Below are 17,727 nucleotides of genomic sequence, written 5' to 3' on the forward strand. Positions count from 1 at the left end.
GTGGTGGTCCGTTTCGTCGGGGGGGCGCCCGCCGCCGCCGACGCGGCGCAGGACCGCCATCCCCGGCGGCTCCTGGTGATCGAGGAGCGCAGCAACGGTCTCCTCAGCCTCGTCGCCGAGAGCGCCGCGTCCGATCTGATCGCCGGGCGGGCCACCGCGGGACCCTCCGACCAGGTCGAGGTGGTCGCCGCCGTGACCGCCGCGGACGCCGCCGCCGTGCTCGCCCAGTCCCCGTTCCACTGCGTGGTCCTCGAACTGGGCTCCAGCGGCGAGGCCCTGAGCTTCCTCCGGGCCATGGCGGGGGACTCGGCCCTGGCCTCCCTGCCGGTACTGGCCCACGACAACCGGCGCATGACCGGGGAGCAGCAGCGGGAAGTGGCCCGGCACGCGACCGGTCAGCGCCTGGAGGTGCTCTCCAGCCTGGACGAACTCCGCGAACGGATCACCCTGCACCTGTCGGTGGACCGGCTCGGGGACGTGCTCCCCCTCGTCCGGCCCGAGGGCGAACCGGCCCCGGCGGAACACACGTACATCGATCCCAGCCTCGCCGACCGGTCCGTCCTGGTCGTCGACGACGACCCGCGCAACCTGTACGCGATCAGCGGCATCCTCGAACTCCACGGCATCCGGGTCCTGCACGCCGAGAACGGGCGCAAGGGCATCGACACCCTGATGAGCACCCCGGGCATCGACCTCATCCTGATGGACGTCATGATGCCCGAACTGGACGGGTACGCCGCGACCGCGGAGATCAGGAACATGCCCCAGTACGCGGACCTGCCGATCATCTCCGTCACAGCCAAGGCCATGCCCGGCGACCGGGAGAAGAGCATCGCCTCGGGGTCGAGCGACTACGTCACCAAGCCCGTCGACGCGAACGACCTGATCGCGCGGCTCCGCCGGTGGCTCCTGCCGCAGGACACCTCGGGTTCCTCCCGTGACTGACCTTCCCGCCCCTCTCGAACCCACGGAAGAAGCCGACGTCAGGTGAGCAGCACCCACGACGACTCCGGAGCCCCCGGGCACCCCCTTCCCGCGCCCGGGCACACCGGCGCTCCGGAGGTCCCCGCCGCGCGCCGCGCGGGCGAGCGGGGGACCGGAGCGAGGGCCGCGGCGACGGCCGGGGAGGCGGGGACCGCACGAGGTTCCCAGGACGCGGGAGACGCGGGGGGTGCGGGAGACGCGGGGGGTGCGGGGGATCCTGCCCGCGCGCGGCAGGCGGGCGAGGTGGGACGGCTCGCCGCCACCGTCGAGCGGTTGCGGCAGGAGGCCCTGGAAGCCCAGTGGGCCGCCGACGGGCGCGCGCTGATCGAGATGGCCAAGGGAATCCTCGTGGGCCGGCTGGGGTGCGGGCCCGCCGAGGCGTCCCGGCAGCTGACCCGGCTGGCGGAGCAGTCGGGCGCCACCGTCCTGGGCCTGGCCGTCGACGTCATCAACCAGGCCGCCCGCGACCAGGTCAGCGAGATCGCCGAGCAGTTCCTCAAGACCGCCGACGCGGAGCCGTCCGACGCGCGGGCACCCGCCCCCGCCGTCCGGCTGCGGGCCGCGGAGAGCCGCGTACTGGCCGCGACCGACTCCCAGGCCGTCGCCACCGCCCTGCTGGAGAACGCGCTCGGGCCGCTGGGCGCGTACGGCGTCGCCCTCTGGCTGGTGGGTTCCGACTCCTCGCTCGCCCTGGTCGGCCAGGCCGGGTTCACGGAAGAGGAGGCGGGCCGCTGGCGCTACGTCCCGCCGGAGGTCGCCACCTGCGCCCGCCTGGCGCTGCACAGCCGGGACCTCACGGTGGTGGCGAGCCTCGCCGACGCGGGGATCCCCACCATCGGCCGCCGCCAGCACCCCGACGGCGGACGCGTCGTGGTCCCGGCGGGCACCGGGGGACGGATCCACGGTGTGCTCGAAGTGAGCTGGCCGGACCGGCTGCCGCCGCAGCCGCCGCAGATCCTGCGGCAGCTGTCGGCCCTGGCCGAGCTGTGCGCCCACACCCTTGAGGAACGGCCCCCCGAGGAGCACCCCCGTGCCACGGGCGCCGCTCCGATGGCCGGCGTCGCGGAGCTGACCGACCTCGCCGACCACCTCTACGATCCCGTACTGGTCCTCACCCCCCACCTCGACGCGGGCGGGCAGCTGTCCGACTTCCGCATCCACCACACCAACCACCGCTTCGTCGACCCCGCGGGCCGTCCCCGCTCACTCGTCGCGGGCGCACACTTCCTCGAGGCATACCCCGCCGCCGCCGAGGCCGGCGGCCTCTTCTCCAAGCTGGAACGGGTCTACGCCACCGGCGAGCCCTGCCAGGCGCCGCGCACGACCCTGACGGCCTTCGTCGGGGAAGTGCCCCTGACCTCCGTCGCCGACGTCGGCATCAGCCGGCACGGCACCGCCCTTTTGCTCATCTGGAAGATCGAGGACGAGACCGCACGGCTGGCCAGCCTCTTGCAGCACGCCCAGCGCCTCGGCCGCGTCGGCGGTTTCGAACAGGACGTCACGACCGGCGCCATCACCTGGAACGGCCAGCTGTTCACCCTGTTCGGGCTCTCCCCGACCGCCTCTCCCGTCCCCCTCGAAGACCTGGCCGCCCACGCGCACCCCCACGACGTGAACTCGATCGGCCGGTTCCTGCGCACGCTCCTGCACCGGCGGCGGGAGTCCTCGGTGGACTTCCGTCTGAGGCGTCCCGACGGCATCATCCGTCACATCCGGATCGTGGCCGAACCCGTCCTGGACGACCTGGGGCGCCTGCGGTCCGTACGGGGCGCCTGCCAGGACATCTCGGCGCAGCACTGGACGGAGGTGGCCCTCGCCGCGACCCGTGACCAGCTCGCCAGCAGCGAGGCCGAATCCGCGGACCGCACCAGGCTGGCCCTCCAGCTCCAGCAGGCCATCATGCCGCCCGCCCCGGCGCCCCTGGAGGTTCCCGGCATCCGCATCGCCGTCCGCTACCGTCCGGCGGAGACGCAATCGCTCGTCGGCGGCGACTGGTACGACTCGGTCGTGCTGCCCGACAAGAAGATCCTCATCAGCGTCGGCGACGTGGCGGGCCACGGCATCCAGGCGGCCACCGGCATGGTCGTCCTGCGCAACGCGCTGCGCGGCCTCGCCGTGACCGGCGCCGGACCCGCGCAACTGCTCTCCTGGCTGAACACCGTCACGTATCACCTCACCAGCTACCTCACGGCCACCGCCGTCTGCGGGATCTACGACCCGGCCACGCGCTCGCTCCGCTGGGCGCGCGCCGGACACCTGCCGCCCGTCCTGGTACGGGGGACGGACGCGCGGTCCTTCCCCCTCACCTCCGGGGCGCTCCTGGGAGCTCTGCCCGACGTGGTCTTCGCGGAAGAGGAGGTGCAGCTGGAACGCGAGGACGTGCTGCTCATGTACACCGACGGGCTCGTCGAACGGCGGGACGCCTCCGTCACGGACTCCCTGGCACAGCTCCTCGACGTGGCCTCGCGGCCCGCGGACTCGCTGGAGAAGCGCCTCGACAACCTGCTGACCTACAGCGCCTCCGACACCGACGACGACACGTGCCTCATCGGTGTCCAGGTGCACTGATCATCCCCCGGCGGGGGCGGCGGGCGCCCCGCCGGGCCCGCCGGCCGGATCACCGGCGGGGGCGCCGCCGGGACCGTCGGTCAGCGCGATGGCGGCCGTGACCCGCTTGCCGGCGCCCTCGGGCCGTACGTCGAACGTCCGGGCGGCGGCGATGACGATCTCCAGCCCGTGCTGCCCGACCCGGTACGGGTCGGGCGTCAGGACGGCCGGAGGCGTCGGGCTGCTGTCCCACACGCTGACCTCGACGCAACCGTCCTGGACCCCCAGCCCGAGGAGGTAGGGGCCGGGCGCGTACTTGCGGGCGTTGGTGACCAGCTCGCTGACCACCAACTCGACGGTGTCCAGCGCGCGTTCGGACACGGCAAGCCCGTGCTTGCCCTGTACGTCCGCCAGGAACGAGCGGGCCAGCGCCCGTGCGGCCGCGACCTTCTCGGTGCCCTCGAACGCGGCGGAAACCGATATGGAGCGATGGGTCCACATGTACCGGCCGCTGCCCTCCGCCGACTCGTACGCCGGTCCCGTCCTGCTCGCCCGGCGCGCACACTCGGCCGGGGAGGTCTTCCCGGGCATTCTACGGAGGCCGGCTGCCCACCCGGCCCCCGGGTACCGGCCGACCCGGAGTCACTCCATCCTGCGGCGGTCCGCGTCGCTCCAGGCGCGGGTGTCACGCGGCTGGACGTACGGCTCCTCGTCCTCGGGCATCCCGCCCGCTATCGCGCGCTGGCGGGCCATCTCCGCGTCGAACTCCAGGCCGAGGAGGACGGCGAGGTTGGTGATCCACAGCCACACGAGGAAGACGATCACACCGGCGACCGTGCCGTACGTCTTGTTGTAGGAAGCGAAGTTCGCCACGTAGAACGCGAACCCCGCCGAGGCGATCATCCAGATCACCAGCGCCAGGAAGCTGCCGGGGGTCACCCACTTGAGGCCCCGGCCCTTGGCGTTCGGGGCCGCCCAGTACAGGAGCGCGATCATGACCGTGACGAGGAGCACCAGGACGGGCCACTTCGCGATCGACCACACCGTCAGCGCGTGGTCGCCGATGCCCAGGGCGGCGCCCGCCTGCCGGGCCAGACCACCGGTGAAGACGACGATCAGCGCGCTGGCGCAGGCGAGGACCATCAGCGTCACGGTCAGCGCCAGGCGCAGCGGCAGGACCTTCCACACCGGCCGGCCCTCGGGGATGTCGTAGACCGCATTGGAGGCGCGGATGAACGCGGCGATGTAGCCGGAGGCGGACCACACGGCCACGACCAGGCCGACGACCGCCAGCAGCGATCCGATGCCGCTGCGGCCCTGGAGCTGTACGACCGCGTCGCTGATCACGTCGCGGGCGGAGCCGGGCGCCAGCCGCTGCAGGTTGTCCAGCACCTGCTTGGTCGCCGACTCGCCCGCCATGCCCAGCAGGGACACGAGGACCAGCAGGGCGGGGAAGAGCGCCAGAACCCCGTAGTAGGTCAGGGCCGCCGCGCGGTCGGCCAGCTCGTCGTTCGTGAACTCCCTGGCCGTCCCGCGGAGCACGGCCGGCCACGACCGCCCCGGGAGTGCGGAGGGCCGGTCGGGGGCCCGCTCCTCCACCCGGCGGCCCGGTCCCGCGCCCGCGTCGTCGTCCCTGCCGGTGTCGGGACGCGCGGGCTCGCCGTCACGGTCCGCCTTCGAGATGTGTGTCATACCCTGCGGGTTTCCCGTTCTGCGGCAGTCATGTCCGTACGGGGACACCGGCCGCGGCCACCGGCACGCGCCGTCACAGCCAGCCGTTGCGGCGGAAGGCGCGGTAGAGGGCGCCCGACGCGCCCGCCATGAGGCCGACGGCGAGCGGGTAGCCGTACGTCCAGCCGAGTTCGGGCATGTGCTCGAAGTTCATTCCGTACACGCCGGCGACCATGGTCGGGACGGCGAAGATCGCCGCCCAGGCCGAGATGCGCCGCATGTCATCGTTCTGCCAGGTGCCCACGCGGGCCTGCTGGGCGTCCAGGACCGAGTTCAGCAGTTCGTCTAGGGTGCGCACCTCGATGTCCGTGCGGTGCAGGTGATCGGCGACGTCGCGGAAGTACGGAACGATCTCCGGCGGATGGTCCTCCTGGCCCAGCCCGCTCAGCAGGCCGTTCAGGACGGGGACCAGCGGCTGCACCGCGTCCCGGAACTCGCGGACCTCCCGCTTGAGGGAGTAGATGCGCTCGGTGTGGTCGACGCGCGCGGTGGAGAACACCTGGTCCTCCAGCCGGTTCAGCGCGGTACGCACCCGGGCGGCGGCGTCGCTGTAGGCGTCGACGATGACGTCCAGGACGGCGTGCAGGGCGGCCAGGGAGCCGAGGCGCGCCATGGCGGGGTCGGCGTCGAGCCGGCGGGCCGCCTCGGGGCAGGGGTCGACCGTCCCGTGCCGGACGGTCAGGAGGTAGCGGGGTCCGGCGAAGAGCATCATCTCGCCGGTCTCCACCGCCGACTCCTCCTCGACGTACCAGAGGGTCTTCAGCGCCACGGCCAGGACGTCGCCGAAGCGCTCCCGCTTCGGGCGCTGGTGCGCGTGCACCGCATCCTCGACGGCCAGGGGGTGCAGGTCCAGCTCCTCGGCCAGCTGGACGAGTTCGTGCTCCGACGGATCGACCACGCGCACCCAGCCGAACTCGCCCTCGTCGAGCCCCCGCAGCCGCTTCAGCACCAGCTGGCAGTCCTCGTCCTCCACCTGGCACTCGACGGTCTCCGACCGCTCCGCCCGCTTCCCGTACACCACGCATTCCATCTCCCGCGCATGCTTCGACGCTCGTGTTTCATGCGCGGGTGTCCCGCACGGCATGTCCGAATGTGACAGGGAATCGTCATCGCGGGCCACCGCCGACGCCCTTCCCGCCTGACCGGGCCCCCGGCCGGACGCCGCCGCCACCGGCCCCGCCGCAAGCGGGAGCGGTGGCGGCCATGTCGGTGGCCGCGCGGAGGGCCGATCCTCCGTACGGTTCTGGTCAGCCCTCCGTCACACCGCACCGGCCCCGCCCGTCCCGCTCCGCGGGCGGGCGCAGGCGTATCGCCGCGGCTTTCGGGAAGGGGCAAGGACAGGATGGAAGGGTGATGCCGGATGGTTGGCGGAGCGGACAGTGAGCGCTTCACCGTCGCGGTGCGGGCGGTGGACGGCGCCGTCGTCCTGGAACTGGCGGGTGAGCTGGACCACGACACGGCCCAGCCCCTGCGCGAGGCCCTGGACGCGGCGGTCACCCCGGGTGGCCGCCTTCTGGTGGACCTGGCGGGACTGGGGTTCTGCGACTCCACCGGCCTGAACGTGCTGCTCCACAGCCGGCTCACGGCCCGGGAGGCCGGCGCCACCCTGGAGCTGGCCGGGTTGCGCGGATCCGTCTCCCGGATGTTCCGGATCACCGGCGCGGACGGGGTGTTCCCCGTGCACGCCAGCGTGGCGGAGGCGCTGGACCAGGCCACCGGCCCACCCGGCTGACGGGCACCGCGCGGCCGGGCACGGACACGCGGACGGCGCCGGCCGGGTGCCACTCTCGACTCGAGGAGTCCGATCGCCATGGAACAGCGGGGGTCACCCGGCAGGACCTGGTACCTGGGGCTGGACGGTACCAGCGACGTCGTGACGCGCAGCCGCGACTTCGCGCGCCGGGCCCTGACCGCCTGGCGCTGGCTCCCGGCCGCCGAGGAGGAGGAGCAGGCGGCCGCCGACGACGTCCTCCTCCTGGTGTCCGAGGTGGTGGCCAACGCCTGCCTGCACGGCGGCGGCCCCGGGTCCCTGGTGCTCGACTGCACCGAGGAGCGGCTGCGGATAGAGGTGACCGACGCGAACCCCGAGCCGCCGGTGTCCGCACGCCCCCCGTCACCTGCCCGGCGCGGGCGGCCCGGCGGGCACGGCCTGCTGATCGTGGAGCGGCTCTCCCGCAGCTGGGGGTCCCGCCCCCGGTCGGGCGGCAAGTGCGTCTGGGTGGAGGTGGCCGTCCCCTCCCCGGTGCTCCGTGCCTGGGCGGGCGGCTGACGCCCGGCGGGCCCGCGCGCCGCCCACACGCCCCGCCGCCCCCGAGACGGCTCAGCCCAGGCGGCGCGCTTCGGCCCCGGTGACCGGGTCGCCCGCCGCCACCCCGTGCAGCAGCCGGGCCAGTGCCTCCGCCCCGCGCACCACGCGGGGGCCGGGCCGGTTGAAGTACGCGGGGCCGTCCAGGACCCACACCTCACCCCGGCGTACGGCGGGCAGGTCCGGCCAGCCGGGCAGTGCGGTCAGCGACTCCCGCTCGCGCAGGGTCCGCTCCGGGGCGAAGCCACAGGGCAGCACCAGCAGCACGTCGGGCCGGGCCTCCCGTACGTCGTCCCAGGTCATCGGCCGGGTGTGTTCCCCGGGCGCGGCCAGCAGCGGTTCGCCGCCCGCCGCCGTGATCTGCTCCGGCACCCAGTGCCCGGCGGGCCACAGCGGGTCCAGCCACTCGATGGCCACCACGCGCGGCCGGGCCCGCCCGGCCGTCAGGCGCCGTACGTCCTCCAGCCGCGCCGCGAGCTCCGCGCGCCGGGTCACCGCCCGCTCCCGTACGCCGAGCAGCTCGCCCACCGTGACCAGGCAGTCGAGCACGTCGTCCAGGGTGCGGGGATCCAGGCTCAGCACCCGGGGCCCACCGCCGTCCAGTACGCGCACGGCCCGGCTCACCCCCGCGTACGACACGGCGCAGACGTCGCACAGGTCCTGGGTGAGCACCACGTCGGGAGCCAGCGCCGCGAGGGCGCCGGTGTCCAGGGTGTACAGCGAGGAGCCGCTGTGCGCCGCCCCGCCCACGGCCTCGGAGATCTCCCGGCTGGTCAGGGTCTCCGCGGCGAACTCGGCGGCCGTGACCACGGGCACGCCGGCGACCTCGGCCGGCGGCCAGTCACACTCGTGCGTGCGCCCGACGAGATCGGCGGCGAGGCCCAGCTCGGCGACGATGTCGGTGGCGGCGGGCAGCAGGGAGACGATGCGCATGCCCCGACCTTAGGCCGCGCGGACATACTGGCGGGGTGAAGATCGAAGACGACAACGCCGTCCTGTTCGACGTCGAGGGCCGCACCGGTGCGGTCACCCTGAACCGGCCCGCAGCCCTGAACGCCCTCACCCACTCCATGGTGGTGCGGATCGACGCGGCCCTCACCGCCTGGGAGCGCGATCCGGCGATCGCGCAGGTCCTGATCCGCGGTGCGGGTGAGCGGGGGTTGTGTGCGGGTGGGGACATCCGGGCCATCTACGAGGACGCGCGGGTGGGTGGGGGTGCGTCGGCGGGGTTCTGGCGGGACGAGTACCGGTTGAACGCGCGGATCGCGCGGTTTCCGAAGCCGTATGTGGCGGTGATGGACGGGCTGGTGATGGGGGGCGGAGTCGGGGTTTCGGCGCACGGGAGCGTGCGGATCGTCACGGAGCGTTCGCGGGTGGCGATGCCGGAGACGGGGATCGGGTTCGTGCCGGATGTGGGTGGTACGTATCTGCTGGCGCATGCGCCGGGGGAGTTGGGGACGCATCTGGCGCTGACGGGTGCGGCGGTGGGCGCGGCGGATGCCCTGCTGTGCGGGCTGGCGGATCATTTCGTGCCGTCGGAGGCGTTGGCGGGGCTGGTGTCGGATCTGGCGGTGGCTCCGGTGCGGGAGGTGCTGGAGCGGTACGCCGCGGTGCCGGCGGCGGGGGTGCTGGCGGGGCGGCGGGAGTGGATCGACGCGTGTTACGCGGGGGATTCGGTGGAGGTGATCGTGGAGCGGTTGTTGGCGCAGGGTGATCCGGCGGCGAAGGAGGCGGGGGAGACGATGATGTCGAAGTCGCCGGTGGCGGTGAAGGCGACGTTGGCGGCGTTGCGGCGGGCGGCGTCGCTGGGGCCGTTGGAGCGGGTGTTGGAGCAGGAGTACCGGGTGTCGTGCAACGCGTTGGGCTCGGCGGATCTGGTGGAGGGGATCCGGGCGCAGGTCATCGACAAGGACCGTGCTCCGCGCTGGTCCCCGGCCACCCTCGGCGAGGTCACCGACGCCGACGTGGCCCGCTACTTCACCCCCCTCGGCGCCGGCGAACTGCGCCTGCCGGACTACGGTCCCGGGGCGGAGCCCGGCCACGCGTGAGCCGGGTTCCGGCGCGGGCCCGAGCCGGGCCCCCGGCGCGGTGCCGTCCGGAACCCGGCCCGTGCCGGACGCGAAGCCGAGCGAGGCGAGGCGACGTGACGCGATGCCGCGCTACACGACGCCAGGTGAGGCCGGTTGAGGCGCGGGGTGTTCGCGTGCGCCTTCGGGCTACGAGGAGACGTACTCCCGAAGGTGACGGGCCGTCAGCGTGTCCGAGCCGGCCACCAGGGCCGCCGGCGTGCCCTCGAACACCACCTCGCCGCCCGCGTGTCCGCCGCCCGGCCCGATGTCGATCAGCCAGTCCGCGTGCGCCATGACCGCCTGGTGGTGCTCGATGACGATCACCGAGTTGCCGTCGTCGACGAGCCGGTCCAGCAGCGCGAGCAGCTTGTCGACGTCGGCCATGTGCAGTCCGGTCGTCGGCTCGTCCAGGATGTACGTCGAGGACTTCTCCGCCATGTTGATCGCGAGCTTGAGCCGCTGCCGCTCCCCGCCCGACAGGGTGTTGAGCGGCTGCCCGAGCCTCAGGTAGCCCAGCCCCACATCGCCCAGCCGGCCCAGGATCGCCCGGGCCTGGCCGGTGGTGAAGAACGCGTGGGCCTCCGCCACCGGCATGTCGAGCACCTCGCTGATGTTCTTGCCCCGCAGCTCGTAGCCGAGCACCTCGGGTGTGAACCGCTTGCCCTCGCACTCTTCGCAGACCGAGGACACGCCCGCCATCATCGCCAGGTCCGTGTAGACCAGCCCGAGGCCGTTGCAGTTCGGGCAGGCGCCCTCCGAATTGGCGCTGAACAGAGCCGCCTTGACCCCGTTGGCCTTCGCGAAGGCGGTACGGATCGGGCTCAGCAGCCCCGTGTACGTCGCCGGGTTGGACCGGCGTGAGCCGCGGATGGGCGACTGGTCGGCGACGACCACCCCCTCCTGCCCGGCCAGGTAGCCGTGGATCAGCGAGCTCTTCCCGGAACCCGCGACCCCGGTCACCACCGCCAGCACCCCCAGCGGCACGTCCACGCTGACGTCCTTCAGGTTGTGCAGATCGGCCCCCTTGACCGACAGCTGCCCGCGCGGGGTGCGCACCGACTCCCGCAGCCGCGCGCGGTGTTCGAGGTGCCGGCCGGTGAGCGTGCCGGACGCGCGCAGCCCGGCGACGTCCCCCTCGTAGCAGAGCTCGCCGCCCGCCGTGCCCGCGCCCGGGCCGAGGTCCACCACGTGGTCGGCTATCGCGATGACCTCCGGCTTGTGCTCCACGACCAGCACCGTGTTGCCCTTGTCGCGCAGCCGCAGCAGCAGGTCGTTCATCCGCCGGATGTCGTGCGGGTGCAGGCCGATCGTGGGCTCGTCGAAGACGTACGTGACGTCCGAGAGCGAGGAGCCGAGGTGGCGGACCATCTTGACCCGCTGTGCCTCCCCGCCGGAGAGCGTGCCCGACGGCCGGTCGAGGGAGAGGTAGCCCAGCCCGATCTCCACGAGCGAGTCCAGCAGCTCCCGCAGGCTCGTGAGCAGCGGCGCCACGCCCGGGTCGACGAGCCGCCGGACGAACGTCGCCAGGTCGCTGATCTGCATCGCCGAGCAGTCGGCGATGTTCAGGCCGTCGACGCGCGAGGAGAGGGCGGCCGCCGAGAGCCGGGTGCCCCCGCAGTCCGGACAGTCGGTGAAGACCACGGCGCGGTCCACGAACGACCGGATGTGGGGCTGCATGGCCTCCCGGTCCTTCGCGAGGTACGTCCGCTGGATCTTGGTGATCAGGCCCTCGTACGTGAAATTGTTCGAGCCGACCTTGACCTTCACCGAGTCCTTGTGGAGGAAGTCCGCCCACTCCCGCTCGGTGAAGTCCTTCAGCTTGGTGTCGGGGGAGTAGAAGCCCGAGCCCGCCATGACCTGCCAGTACCAGGAGTCCACCGCGTAGCCGGGCACGGTGATCGCGCCCTCGTTGACGGAGAGTTCCCGGTCCACGAGCTGGTCGACGTCGATGTCGGAGATCTGGCCGATGCCCTCGCAGCGCGGGCACATGCCGTCGGGGGTGTTGAAGCTGAAGGCGGTGGAGGTGCCGATGTGCGGGGTGCCGAGGCGGGAGAAGATGATCCGCAGCATGGTGTAGGCATCGGTGGCGGTGCCCACGGTGGAACGGGAGTTGGCCCCCATCCGCTCCTGGTCGACCACGATCGCGGCACTCAGGTTGTTCAGACCGTCGACGTCCGGCCGGCCCAGGGTCGGCATGAAGGACTGGATGAAGGCCGTATACGTCTCGTTGATCATGCGCTGCGACTCGGCGGCGATGGTGCCGAAGACGAGGGAGGACTTTCCGGAGCCCGAGACGCCGGTGAAGACGGTGAGGCGGCGCTTGGGAATGTCCAGGGAGACGTTGCGCAGATTGTTCTCCCGCGCTCCGCGGACCTGGATGACCTGGTGGCTGTCGGCGTCATGGTTGTCGGCGTCGATCTGCACGGAACTCCTCGCGGTGGCGGCGGCGCGGCTTACTTTCTACACCGTACTCTATACGCTGTAGTGAGTTCCTGGCCGAGGATTGAAGGAGCCCGTATGGCGAAGGACCGGAGCGGTGCGGGCGACCCCGTCCGCACCCTGCGGCTGCTCTGGCGCGAACCCGGGCAGGAGCCGCCCGCGCGGCGCGGACCGCGGCAGGGCCTGACCGTGGACGCCGTCGTACGGGCCGCCACCGGCCTCGCCGACGAGGAGGGACTGCCCGCGCTCACCATGCGGGCGCTCGCCCGCCGGCTGGGCGTGACCCCCATGACCCTCTACACCTACGTCCCGGGCAAGGACGAGCTGCTCGACCTCATGCTCGACGAGGCGTACCGGCGCATGGACCGGGGGCGGAGCGACTCCGGCGAGCCCTGGCGCTCGAAGGTCACCCGCGTCGCCGAGGACAACCGCGCCCTGCTCGTCCGGCACCCGTGGATCGCCGATCTCGCCGTGACCCGCCCGCCGCTGGGTCCCGGCGTCATCGGGAAGTACGACCGCGAGCTGGCGGCCTTCGACGCGATCGGCCTGAGCGACTCCGAGATGGACGCCGCCCTGACCCACCTGCTCGGCTTCGTCCACGCCAACGCCCTCGCCGCCGCCGACGCCGCCGCGCACAACAGCCGCCAGAGCGACGACGACTGGTGGGCCGTCAGCGCCCCACTGCTGGACCGGGCCATGGACCCCGGGCGCTACCCGCTGGCCGGCCGCGTCGGCAGTACGGTCGGGGCCTACGACCCTGAGGCGGTGTGGACGTTCGGCCTGAGGTGCGTGCTGGAGGGGCTGACCCGGATGGTCGAGGCCGCCGCCCCGACCGCCGGCCGGGGCTGAACCGGGCCGGGGTCAGCGGTAGCCGGTGGCGTCCGCCGGGTGGCCCGGGTCCTGGACCTCGACCATGTACCGCCAGGCGTCCGGGCGGCTCCCGTCGAGGTCGGTGAAGCCGTACTCCCCGGCCAGCTGCCCGCTGGAGAGCGACTGCCCGTTCCAGCGCGCCACTTCCGGGTCCGCGGCGAGCGCCGCGACCGCCCGGCCCACGTACGCGGGGGTCTCGGAGATGCCGAAGTGCGGGACCTTTCCGAGCGCGTCCCGCCAGTTCGCCTCCGTCACCCCGAAGGTGTCGAGCATCATCTCCGACCGCAGCCAGCCGGGGGTCAGCGCGACCGCCGTCACCCCGTGCGGCTCCAGCTCGTGGCCCAGCGCGAACGCCATGCGCAGCACGGAGGACTTGGCGATGTCGTAGAAGAACGACACCCGGTAGCGGCTCGCGTTGTACTCGGCCGTGCCGTCCGTCATCTCCACCACGAGCCCGCCCGGCGTGCGCAGCAGCAGCGGGACCGCGAAGTGGCTGGTGATCGCGTGGGTCTCCACCGCGAGCCGCAGCAGCCGCAGCCCCTTGTCCAAGTCGTGCTCCCAGACCGTGCTGTCCCACTCGAAGAGCAGCTCACCGCCCCAGATGTCGTTGACCAGGACGTCCAGGCGGCCCTGTTCGGCGTCGATCCGGCCGACGAGCGCCTCGACCTCGCCCGGCACCAGATGGTCCGCGACCACCGCGATGCCCCGGCCGCCCGCCGCCGTCACCAGCTCGGCGGTCTCCTCGATCGTCTCGGGCCGGTCGTACTCCGAGCGCCGGTCGCGGGTGCTGCGACCGGACACGTACACGGTCGCGCCCCGCGCGCCCAGCTCGACCGCGATGCCGCGGCCCGCTCCCCGTGTCGCCCCGGCCACCAGTGCGACCCTGCCCTCCAGCGTCCGCTGTCCGTTCGATGTGCGCTGTACGTCAGACATGCCCCCGACCCTACGTCGCCCCGCCCGCCTCCGGCCCGCCGAACGCGGAGGCCGCCGCCAGGGCGGCCAACAGTCCGCAGGCCGCGGCGGCCAGCGCCGCGCCGGGACCCCACAGGGTCCAGGCGGCCCCGAACAGCAGGGAGCCCGCGAACCGGGCCAGGGCCTGCGCGGTCTGGAGCACGGCGAGACCGGTGGTGCGCAGCCCGGCGGGCAGCAGCGGCGCGGCGGCGGCCATCAGCACCCCGTCGGTGGACGCGTAGAACAGTCCGAGCAGCCCGACGACGGCCACGCCCGCGAAGGCGAGGGCCGGGCCGGCGGGCAGGGGCGCCAGCAGCAGCAGGCACGCGCCGAGCAGCAGCAGGTGCCCGCCGAGGAAGACCCGCCGTCGGCCCAGCCGGTCGGCGAACCGGCCCGCGGGCACGGCGGCCAGCAGGAACACGGCCGCCGTGCCGACGGGCAGCAGCGGGAACCAGGCGAGCGGCAGGCCGAGCCGCCGCTGGAGCAGCAGGTAGAGGAAGGCGTCGCCGACGGTGAACACGCCGAGCACGGCGGCGGTCAGGCAGAGCCGCCGCAGGGCCGGCAGGCGCAGCAGGCTCCGAACGGACCGCCCCGGCGCCGCCGCCGGGGCGGTGGATGCGGCCGGGGGAGACGGGTGGTCCGGGGGAGACGGGCGGTCCGGGCGGGCGGGCTGGTCCGGGGGAGCGGGCGCCTCGCGTACGAACAGCACCAGCAGGACGACCCCCAGAACGGCGAAGCAGCAGCTCACCGTGAACACGGCGGCGTACCCGTCGGCCGCGACCGACAGCACCCCGAACGCGGCCAGCGGCCCCAGCAGCGCGCCCGTCGTGTCCATCGCACGGTGGACGCCGAAGGCCCGGCCCTGCTCCCCGGCCGCGCAGGACAGCGAGATCAGCGCGTCGCGGGGGGCGGTGCGCAGGCCCTTGCCGGTCCGGTCGGCGGCGAGCACCGCCGCCACGGACCAGGGGGTGGTGACGACGAGCAGGGCCGCCTTGCAGGCGGCGGAGAGCGCGTACCCGGCTCCCGCGACGGGCTTGCGCCGACGGGTGCGGTCGGCGACCCGCCCGCCCAGCAGCCGCAGCAGCGCGGTGGCGCCGTGCTGGAGCCCGTCCAGGGCGCCGAAGGCGAGCGGGGACATCCCGAGTCCCGCCACCAGGTACAGCGGCAGGACGGCCGTGACCATCTCGGCGGACACGTCCGTGACCAGACTGACCAGGCCGAGCGCGAGGACGGTGCCGGGGACGGCCCGCACGGGACCCCCGCGGGGCGGGGTGTCCGCGGCGATGTCCGCAGCCCTGCTGGTCGACAGGTACACGGACGCTCCCTTAGAACCAGTTGAGGGTGAGGGGGAAGGTGGTGGTGGCGGTGGTGGGGGTGGTGTCGGTGGCGGTGGCGGTGATGCGGAGGGTTCCGGTGGTCCAGGGTTTGCCGGTGATGCGTCCGGTGGTGGGGTTGAGGGTGAGGCCCCAGGGGAGTCCGGTGGCGGTGTAGCGGACGGGGGGTGTGCCGCCGGAGGTGGTGAGCTGGATGGTGCAGGTCTGGTTGAAGGTGCAGGTCCGGGGGCCGGGGTCGACCAGCTTCAGCCCACCGGGAGAAGACGTCGGCGTCGGGGTGGGGGTGGGGGTGGGCGTGGGTGTCGGGGTGGGCGTGGGCGTGGGCTCCGTGGAGGCGGTGAACACCTCCGTGATCGGCTGGACGTTGGCGGCGTTGCCCGCGTGCGTCGCCGTGCCGAAGAGGTCTTCGAAGGTCCGGAGCAGGTGGTGGTGGTTGACGGGCGTCGCGTACCTGCCCGGCTTGACGTTCGCCCCGTGGAAGACCGTGGCGATCTGGTTCGAGCCCAGGTAGTTGTCCTCGTCCCAGGTCAGCACCAGCAGACTGTTGTTGGCCTTCGCCCACTGCGCGTACGCGTCGAGCTGGGTGCGCGTCCAGGTGTCGCCGGTCGCGACCGGGCAGGAGTGCATGTCGTTGCACTGGTTGGGCACCACGAACGACAGGTCCGGCAGCGCCGCGAAGTCGCCCTGCGGGAACTGCGCCCAGGTCTTGCCGGTGTTCAGCGGCACGTTCTTGAAGGCGAACCACGGATTGTGCTTCTGCGCGTACTGGCCGCTGGAGCACGCGGTGGAGCCCTCGGCGGGCAGGTCCTCGTTGTACGTCGCGAACGTCCTGCCCGCAGCGATCAGTTCCTGCCCGAGGTTGGGCGCCGTCATCGACTGCGGGGTGTAGCAGCCGTCTCCGGTGATGCCCTGGGTGGAGCCGGAGAAGAGGTTGAAGTAGTTCGGCTGACTGGGGTGGGTCAGCGCCTTCATCCCGGTCAGGCTCGCGCCGCCGTTGGCCAACTGGTTGATGTAGGGGGCGTTCGCGCTGCCGATGATCTCCCCGTACTGCTTGTTCTCGTAGACCACGACCACCACGTGGTCGTACGCCGGCAGCGCCGCCGCCGAGCCCGCCGCGTCCGCGCGGGCGCGGCCGGTGCCCTCGGCGGCCTGGGAGGCGGCGATGGTGAACGCGGCCAGCAGACCGAGCGCGCCGAGCCCGGCCACGAGCGCGGACCGGACGGCCCTGCGTCTCGCCGCCGCGGGCGGTGGGGGCGGAGGGGGCGGGGGCGGGAGTTTGGTGACGGGCATGGGTGGTGCCTCCTCGTGCTGGTAGCGGGGCCCGCGGCATGGCGGGCCCCGGTGTGTGTGGGGGCTCCCCGGGCGGCGGCCTCTCCGGGGTGCCCGGCCGCCCCGGAGAGGCCGGGAGTCATTGCTCGCGGCGGGCCGGACCTGCCACGGTGATGTTCAGGAACCGCGGCACGGGCCGCCCCCGTTCGCGGAACTCCGCCGCGACCGCGCTGCGCACCGCGGTCAGCCGTGCCTCGGGCAGCACCACCAGCACGCCGCTCCCCGGCCGCGGCCCGGGCGGCCAGGCGCGCAGGGCGCCGGCGCGCCGGGCGCAGGCCACCGCCCGGGCCAGCTCCGCCCGCCGGTCGGCGCCGCCCGAGCGGCCGCGTACCGCCATCAGCACCAGGCGCTCCCGGGCCGCCGACGGGTCGAAGGCCACGTACCGCGGGGGCCGGGCGTCGTCCCGATCCGGCAGCAGGGCTTCGCCCGGGCGGGCGAAGAGCGCCGCCCGGCGCAGCGCCTCGTCCCCGTCGGGCAGGGCCCGGGCCAGCAGCCGCGCGAGGTGCGCGCGGTCGGGCTCCACGCCCGCAGGCGTGTGGACGTCGGCCACGGCCAGCGCCAGCGCGCAGTCCGCGGGCTCCGCCGTGGCCAGCCCGGCGGCCGCCGTGAGCGAGCCCTGAACGTGCAGGTCGCTCCCGCCGCGCCCGAACCCGGCCCGGGCGAGGGCGCGCAGCAGGGCGTACGGCCGGACCGCCCACGCGGGGGTGTCGGGCGGCGGCCCGGTCAGGGCCAGCGGTACGTCGCAGCTGTCCGCGGGGTGGGCGAGCGAGCTGAGCCGCACCAGGCCGTCGGTGCGCGGCGCCGCGGCCGCGGCCACCGGCCAGCCGGCCGCCGCGACCAGTCCGGGGGAGTCCAGGTGGAAGGCGTACGGGGCGCTCCAGACGGCGGCCGGGGGCCGGCCGTGCGCGGACTCCAGCGCGTAGGCGACGAGCCGGAACAACGGGTCGGCGGTGGCCCGCCGCGCGATCCCGCCCCCGGCGGCCCCGGCCTCCCCGGGGCGGCCCTGGCCACCGCCCGTGGGACCGGGGGGCGGGTGCTGCGCGCCGGTCGGGGCGGAGACGGCGTGCTCCGGGCGCCTGACCTGCTGGCGTTCTCACCGTGCACCACCGAAATTAGGCCGTACAGGTGAAGCGGCCGACCGGTGCGAGTGAACGGACGGTGAACCGTG

General features: G+C 73.7%; 15 protein-coding genes. 6 read left to right on the top strand and 9 right to left on the bottom strand.

Annotated elements, in window-relative coordinates:
* Together ABT106_RS25205 and ABT106_RS25210 are read left to right on the top strand one after the other, a co-directional pair.
* Positions 1–945, top strand: a 945-nt coding sequence (locus tag ABT106_RS25205; protein WP_351281422.1) for a response regulator, incomplete at its 5' end; no start/stop codon positions are given.
* Positions 946–987: 42 nt separating this feature from the next.
* The gene (locus ABT106_RS25210; protein WP_351281425.1) at positions 988–3,552 is read left to right on the top strand and encodes a SpoIIE family protein phosphatase; all 2,565 of its coding nucleotides are present in this window, start codon (positions 988–990) and stop codon (positions 3,550–3,552) included.
* On the opposite strand, the gene ABT106_RS25215 is transcribed toward ABT106_RS25210, so the two are convergent.
* From ABT106_RS25215 to ABT106_RS25225, 3 genes are all read right to left on the bottom strand, one after another.
* Entirely contained in the window at positions 3,553–4,122 is a 570-nt protein-coding gene (locus ABT106_RS25215; protein ID WP_351281427.1) for an ATP-binding protein, read from the bottom strand. It abuts the gene before it with no gap.
* Between the two features lie 51 nt (positions 4,123–4,173).
* Positions 4,174–5,223, bottom strand: coding sequence for a YihY/virulence factor BrkB family protein (locus ABT106_RS25220; RefSeq protein WP_351281429.1), 1,050 nt, complete (start codon positions 5,221–5,223; stop codon positions 4,174–4,176).
* A gap of 73 nt (positions 5,224–5,296) precedes the next feature.
* Entirely contained in the window at positions 5,297–6,280 is a 984-nt protein-coding gene (locus ABT106_RS25225) for a magnesium and cobalt transport protein CorA (protein WP_351281432.1), read from the bottom strand.
* A gap of 342 nt (positions 6,281–6,622) precedes the next feature.
* Between ABT106_RS25225 and ABT106_RS25230 the strand changes: the two genes are divergently transcribed.
* Together ABT106_RS25230 and ABT106_RS25235 are read left to right on the top strand one after the other, a co-directional pair.
* The gene (locus tag ABT106_RS25230) at positions 6,623–6,994 is read left to right on the top strand and encodes an STAS domain-containing protein (protein WP_351281435.1); all 372 of its coding nucleotides are present in this window, start codon (positions 6,623–6,625) and stop codon (positions 6,992–6,994) included.
* Between the two features lie 78 nt (positions 6,995–7,072).
* A complete protein-coding gene (locus ABT106_RS25235; RefSeq protein ID WP_351281438.1) occupies positions 7,073–7,531 on the top strand; it encodes an ATP-binding protein in 459 nt (152 codons plus the stop codon).
* Positions 7,532–7,582: 51 nt separating this feature from the next.
* Here ABT106_RS25235 and ABT106_RS25240 read toward each other — a convergent pair whose 3' ends face one another.
* A complete protein-coding gene (locus tag ABT106_RS25240; protein WP_351281440.1) occupies positions 7,583–8,500 on the bottom strand; it encodes a cobalamin-binding protein in 918 nt (305 codons plus the stop codon).
* Between the two features lie 41 nt (positions 8,501–8,541).
* On the opposite strand from ABT106_RS25240, the gene ABT106_RS25245 reads away from it, so the two are divergent.
* Complete coding sequence (locus ABT106_RS25245) at positions 8,542–9,615, top strand: enoyl-CoA hydratase/isomerase family protein (protein WP_502979472.1); 1,074 nt, start codon at positions 8,542–8,544, stop codon at positions 9,613–9,615.
* A gap of 168 nt (positions 9,616–9,783) precedes the next feature.
* Here ABT106_RS25245 and ABT106_RS25250 read toward each other — a convergent pair whose 3' ends face one another.
* Positions 9,784–12,060, bottom strand: coding sequence for an ATP-binding cassette domain-containing protein (locus ABT106_RS25250; RefSeq protein ID WP_351281444.1), 2,277 nt, complete (start codon positions 12,058–12,060; stop codon positions 9,784–9,786).
* Positions 12,061–12,153: 93 nt separating this feature from the next.
* Here ABT106_RS25250 and ABT106_RS25255 point away from each other — a divergent pair, with 93 nt between their 5' ends.
* Entirely contained in the window at positions 12,154–12,924 is a 771-nt protein-coding gene (locus ABT106_RS25255; RefSeq protein WP_351281447.1) for a TetR/AcrR family transcriptional regulator, read from the top strand.
* Between the two features lie 12 nt (positions 12,925–12,936).
* On the opposite strand, the gene ABT106_RS25260 is transcribed toward ABT106_RS25255, so the two are convergent.
* The 4 genes from ABT106_RS25260 to ABT106_RS25275 all read right to left on the bottom strand — a co-directional run bounded on the left by ABT106_RS25260 (position 12,937) and on the right by ABT106_RS25275 (position 17,499).
* Entirely contained in the window at positions 12,937–13,878 is a 942-nt protein-coding gene (locus ABT106_RS25260) for an SDR family oxidoreductase (protein WP_351281449.1), read from the bottom strand.
* Positions 13,879–13,888: 10 nt separating this feature from the next.
* Positions 13,889–15,211 carry an MFS transporter gene (locus ABT106_RS25265; RefSeq protein ID WP_351281451.1) on the bottom strand — a complete coding sequence of 441 codons (1,323 nt, stop codon included), beginning with the start codon at positions 15,209–15,211 and terminating at the stop codon, positions 13,889–13,891.
* A gap of 10 nt (positions 15,212–15,221) precedes the next feature.
* Positions 15,222–16,520 (bottom strand): alkaline phosphatase family protein, encoded by a 1,299-nt coding sequence (locus ABT106_RS25270; RefSeq protein ID WP_351281453.1) that lies wholly within the window; start codon positions 16,518–16,520, stop codon positions 15,222–15,224.
* Between the two features lie 118 nt (positions 16,521–16,638).
* Complete coding sequence (locus tag ABT106_RS25275; protein WP_351281455.1) at positions 16,639–17,499, bottom strand: galactokinase; 861 nt, start codon at positions 17,497–17,499, stop codon at positions 16,639–16,641.
* Positions 17,500–17,727: the final 228 nt, after the last annotated feature.

Origin of the sequence: Streptomyces sp. NPDC002044 (assembly GCF_040296725.1) — a bacterium.
GTDB classification, from domain to species: domain Bacteria; phylum Actinomycetota; class Actinomycetes; order Streptomycetales; family Streptomycetaceae; genus Streptomyces; species Streptomyces antarcticus.